Raw genomic sequence first — 5,527 nt, forward strand, 5'->3', positions numbered from 1 at the left:
TCTTCGAGTCGTACTGGAAGTACGCCTGCACGTACTTGTCGGTGTGGTCGCCGATGATCTTGACGGAGTTCTTGTTCGCGCCGACGGTGCCGTCGCCGCCCAGACCCCAGAACTTGCACTCGATGGTGCCGGCGGCTGCGGTGTTGGGAGCGGACGCATCCTCGGGCAGGGACAACCCGGTGACGTCGTCGACGATGCCGATGGTGAACTCGCCGCGCGGCTCGTCCTTGGCCAGCTCGGTGAAGATGGCGAACACGGACGCGGGCGGCGTGTCCTTGCTGCCCAGGCCGTAACGGCCGCCGGAGACCTTGATGCCCTCGCGGCCCTCGACCATGAGCGCGTTGACGACGTCCAGGTACAGCGGGTCGCGGGCGCCGGGCTCCTTGGTGCGGTCGAGCACGGCCAGCTTCTTGCAGGTGGCCGGCAGCGCCTCGGCGAACTTGGCGGTGACGAACGGACGGTACAGGCGCACCTTGACCAGGCCCACCTTCTCGCCCTGGGCGGTCAGGTAGTCGATGACCTCCTCGGCCACGTCGCAGATGCTGCCCATGGCGACGATCACGCGCTCGGCGTCGGGGGCGCCGTAGTAGTTGAACAGCTTGTAGTCGGTGCCCAGCTTGGCGTTGACCTTATCCATATACTCTTCCACCACGGCGGGCAGCGCGTCGTAGACGCCGTTGCAGGCCTCGCGGTTCTGGAAGAAGATGTCGCCGTTCTCGTGGCTGCCGCGCATGCGCGGACGCTCGGGGTTGAGCGCATGGTCGCGGAAATCCTTCACGGCGTCGAAGTCGCACATATCGGCCAGGTCAGCGTAATCCCACACGGCCACCTTCTGCACCTCATGGGAGGTACGGAAGCCGTCGAAGAAGTTCAGGAACGGCACGCGGCCCTTGATGGCGGCCAGGTGCGCGACGGCGGACAGGTCCATGACTTCCTGGACGTTGCCCTCGGCGAGCATGGCGAAACCGGTCTGGCGGCAGGCCATGACGTCGGAGTGGTCGCCGAAGATGTTCAGCGCTTGCGTGGATACGGTACGGGCCGAAACGTGGAACACGCTCGGCAGCTGCTCGGCTGCGATCTTGTACATGTTGGGGATCATGAGCAGCAGGCCCTGGGAAGCCGTGTAAGTGGTGGTCAGGGCACCGGCGGCCAGCGAGCCGTGCACGGCACCGGCGGCGCCGCCCTCGGACTGCATCTCGCACACCTTCACCTTCGTGCCGAAGATGTTCTCCCTACCGGCTGCCGACCACTGGTCGACCAGGTCGGCCATGGGGCTGGAAGGGGTGATGGGATAGATACCGGCCACCTCCGTGAACGCATATGAGACATGCGCTGCGGCGGTGTTGCCGTCCATGGACTTGAATTCTCTCGTCATTTCTTCTCCTAAGGCTATCCCCGATCGGCGCGATCGGAAACATCGTCTGGCCGTACAGTGCGCCTATATTAGCAGCCTTGGCGCGCCGAAACCCCACGGATTAACTCTGAGCAGGCGTGGGGCGGATGCTCTCGGCAAGCGGTCTCGAACAGGCGGGGCCCTCCCGCTTGCCGGATGCCGCCCAACCGCCGCTCACCCCGCCACGGCAACCGCCCACCGCGGCGAAACGCCATCGGGGACCTTGCGGAAACGCCCGTCGCACGAGGGGTTCCCCCCGTAACGCTTGGGTAAAAGCTTTACTCCTTCTTTATTTTCGAAGCCCGTTCAGGGATAATGCATCGTGTTTGCTGTAGTGCGTGCGCGAAAGGCGCATGCGCAGGCTCGAGGCGAAAAAGACGCCCCGACAGATGAACGGAGGGAATCCCATGGAACAGCAGTATTCTCTGTCTCGCCGCACTTTCCTGGCAGGCAGCGCCGTTGCCGCCGCAACGGCCGGCCTGGCCCTGAGCGGCTGCGGCAGCAGCTCCTCTGAAGGAGCGAAGAAGGACTCCGGCACGGCAGTCGAAGGCGGCACGCTCACCGGTGCTTGCGCCTACAGCTCCACCAACGTCAACCCCATCGGCAACAGCTCCGCACTCATGCTGGCTGCAACCTGGCATGTCTTCGAGGGCCTGTACGACATGGATCTGCACACTTACAAGACATACAATGCGCTTGCCGCTGACAAGCCTGTAAAGGTCTCCGACACCGAGTACACCGTCGCTCTGCGCGAGGGCGCCAAGTTCTCCGATGGCACCGACGTGACCGCCGACGACGTCGTCAACGCTTTCGAACTGAACATGGCCGACGCCACCTACGGCGCCTTCCTGGAGTTCATCGAGGCTGTCGCGAAGAAGGACGACAAGACCGTCGCCTTCACGCTCAAGTACCCGTTCGACAGCCTGCTCGAGGGCCGTCTGTCCGTCGTGAAGATCTTCCCGGCCAGCCAGACCGTCGACGACTTGAAGACCGCCCCCATCGGCTCCGGCCCCTGGAAGTACGACAAGATCAACGGCGACGATCAGGGTGCGATCGAGTTCCTGCCCAACGAGTACTACAACGGCAGCCTCAAGGCCACTGCCGACTCCATGCACTGGGACGTGCTGCTTGACGACACCTCCCGCACCACCGCCCTGCAGGAAGGCTCCGTGCAGGTCATGGAGAACGTGCCCGACGCCAACGCCGATCAGCTGACCGCCGCCGGTGCCACCGTCGATTACATCCAGGGCTTCAACCAGGCCTTCCTCATGTTCAACACCCAGAAGGCCCCGTTCAACGACAAGCGTGTCCGTCAGGCATTCTTCTACGCCATCGACGTCGACAAGCTGATCTCTAACGCCCTGAACGGCCATGCCGCCAAGGTCACGTCCTTCCTGCCCAAGGACCACAAGAACTATCATGAGGCTTCCACGGTCTACACCTACGACAAGGACAAGGCCGCAAACCTCATCAAGGAAGCAGGCGCCGAGGGCACCGAGCTCGAGCTGATGGTCAACAACAACTGGGTCAAGAACCTGGCTGCGCAGATCAAGAACGACCTGGAGGCCGCCGGCCTGAAGATCACCATCAACGAGACGAAGATCGACTGGGCCAAGCTTGCCCCGTCCGATGCCGAGCTGCCGTACGACGTCATGCTGACCCCGGGCGACCCGACCTGCTTCGGCAACGACCCCGACCTGCTCATGTCCTGGTGGTACGGCGACAACGTGTGGACCAAGGGCCGTTCCTGCTGGCAGAAGGCCGGCGACGGCAAGTGGGCCGAGCTCGCCGACCTCATGCAGCAGGCGCGCGAGGCTGACTCGACCAAGCAGCAGGAGCTGTGGAACCAGTGCTTCGACATCATCGCCGAGGAGGCCCCGCTCTACCCGCTGTTCCATCGCGAGCTGGCCACGGGTTACCAGGCAGGCACCATCACCGGTTTCGAGCCTATCGCCACTACCGGTCTGGTGTTCCTGGGCGCATCTGCGAAGGCTTAGGTCTTTCGGTCAACGGCGCGTTCAACCAGATAGCCGCAATGCAAGGGCCGTTCCCCCAGGGGAACGGCCCTTTTTTCGTCATGAACGGCAGGAAATCGAAACCATTGATGTTCTCATCGGTCGAATATCCGTTTATGCCTGCACCGTGCGAATAATTCCTATAAAATGCAATGTTGGCTGTTTGCGCGTATGTCAGATAACTCTGGGGTCACGCTGCGTGCAGGCACCTGATATGTACATGACGAGAGTCAAAGAACGAAAGGAGGGTCTGGTGAGCAACCTTCTGCGTTTGATCGGACGGCGCCTGATAGCGCTGCCCATCATGTTGTTCGGTGTCACCATCCTCGTGTTCCTCATCATGGCGCTATCCCCCATCGACCAGGCTTACCAGGTCTTGGGCGAAAATGCCACGGCGGAACAAGCAGACCAATACCGCGAGGAACACGGACTCAACGACCCCGTACTAGTACAGTACGGCAACTACATGGTGGGGCTCTTCCAAGGTGATATGGGCACCTATGGAGCAAGCAACATGTCGGTGTCCGACCGTATCGGCTCAGCGTTGCCCGTCACGCTCCAGCTGACGTTCATGGGCCTGATCATAGCCGTATTCTTCTCAACCATCCTTGGCGTGATATCGGCGCTCTATCGCGACCGATGGCCCGACCAGGTTATTCGAGTGTTCTCGATCGCCTGCATCGCCACCCCATCATTCTGGCTTGCAGTGCTTATGATTTTGCTGTTCTCGTCTATGCTTCACTGGCTCCCGGCTTCCGGCCAGCTGCCCAGCTTCGCATCTGATCCCGCAGGATGGATTGCGCGTATGGCTATGCCCGCAGTCGCCTTGGCAATACCGGTTACCGGCCAGATGACGCGCGTCATTCGCACCTCCATGGTCGAAGAGCTTGACAAGGACTACGTGCGCACCGCAATCGGTGCAGGTATCCCGAAGAGCATCGTCGTGGCTCGCAACGTGCTGCGCAACGCGCTCATCACGCCGGTCACCGTGCTCGGACTGCGTATCGGCTACCTCATCGGCGGCGCCGTGGTCATCGAGGTCATCTTCAACCTCCCCGGCATGGGCGCAGCCATCATGTCCGGCATCCAGTCCAACTACGTTATGCTCGTCCAGGGCGTCGTTTTGGTGGTTGCCTTCACCTTTATCATCATCAACATCATCGTGGATATGCTTTATATCCTGATCGACCCTCGAATCAGGACGGTGTAGCATGGTTCAACTTCGTGGAAACCTTACCCAGAAGATGGAAGACAATGCCGGTAAAGTGCGCTTCAGGCACCTGAAGGCTATGACGGTGGGCTCCCGCATTTCGCTTATCGTGCTCTTGCTCGTATGCATGATCGCAGTGTTGGCGAACATCATCGCACCGCACAACCCCTACGAGATCTTCACCGCCCGTATGGCGCCCGATTCGCAGTTCCTGTTCGGCACCGACGATAAGGGTCGCGACGTTTTGTCCCGCATGATGTACGGCGCACGCTACTCGTTGGTAATCGGCCTTGGCGCCACCGCATTCGCATTGGTTGCCGGCTCCATCGTCGGCGCTATCGCCGCCGTATCGCGTAAATGGATCTCCGAGGTCATCATGCGCATCTGCGACATCGTGATGTCCTTCCCCGGCATCGCTCTTGCCGCCACGTTCGTGCTGTCCTTCGGCGCGTCCATTCCTTCGCTGATCTTCGCTATCGGCTTTTTGTACATCCCGCAGCTTGCACGCATCGTGCGCGCTAATATCGTGTCCGAATACGGTCAGGACTACGTCCGCGCCGTAATCGTCTCCGGCGCGCGCGCTCCGTGGATTCTGGTGAAGCACGTCGTTCGCAACTGCTTGGCGCCTGTAATGGTGTTCACCATCGTGCTTGTAGCAGACGCAATCGTGTTCGAGGCTTCGCTGTCCTTCATCAGCGCAGGCATCCCCGAGCCCACGCCCACGTGGGGCAACATCTTGGCAGATGCCCGCAGCGGCGTTCTGTCCGGGCGTTGGTGGCAGGCGCTGTTCCCCGGCCTGGCGATCATGATCACGGTGTTGTGCCTTAACATCCTTTCCGAAGGCATCACCGATGCTATGGCGGCAGCGCCTAAGGCACCCGTTGCCGCAAGCGACTCCGCCCTCAACGG

Annotated in this window: 3 protein-coding genes and 1 pseudogene; 3 read left to right on the forward strand and 1 reads right to left on the reverse strand. The window is 61.3% G+C overall.

The window, feature by feature from the left end:
* Positions 1 to 1,375: pseudogene (locus tag Q0H50_RS08195) on the reverse strand (pyruvate:ferredoxin (flavodoxin) oxidoreductase); the annotation flags it as partial.
* 425 nt (positions 1,376 to 1,800) lie between these two features.
* Here Q0H50_RS08195 and Q0H50_RS08200 point away from each other — a divergent pair.
* The 3 genes from Q0H50_RS08200 to Q0H50_RS08210 all read left to right on the forward strand — a co-directional run.
* On the forward strand, positions 1,801 to 3,390 hold the full coding sequence (locus Q0H50_RS08200) for an ABC transporter substrate-binding protein (RefSeq protein WP_294421281.1): 1,590 nt from the start codon (positions 1,801 to 1,803) through the stop codon (positions 3,388 to 3,390).
* Between the two features lie 271 nt (positions 3,391 to 3,661).
* Positions 3,662 to 4,618, forward strand: coding sequence for an ABC transporter permease (locus Q0H50_RS08205; RefSeq protein ID WP_294421283.1), 957 nt, complete (start codon positions 3,662 to 3,664; stop codon positions 4,616 to 4,618).
* 1 nt (position 4,619) lies between these two features.
* A partial coding sequence (locus Q0H50_RS08210; protein ID WP_294421285.1) for an ABC transporter permease occupies positions 4,620 to 5,527 on the forward strand: 908 nt, incomplete at its 3' end.

Source organism: uncultured Senegalimassilia sp. (assembly GCF_934632265.1).
Classification (GTDB): domain Bacteria; phylum Actinomycetota; class Coriobacteriia; order Coriobacteriales; family Eggerthellaceae; genus Senegalimassilia.

Coding starts and splice junctions, on each gene's coding strand:
- Q0H50_RS08200 (WP_294421281.1), top strand. CDS start 1,801: ATGGAACAGCAGTATTCTCTGTCTCGCCGCACTTTCCTGGCAGGCAGC.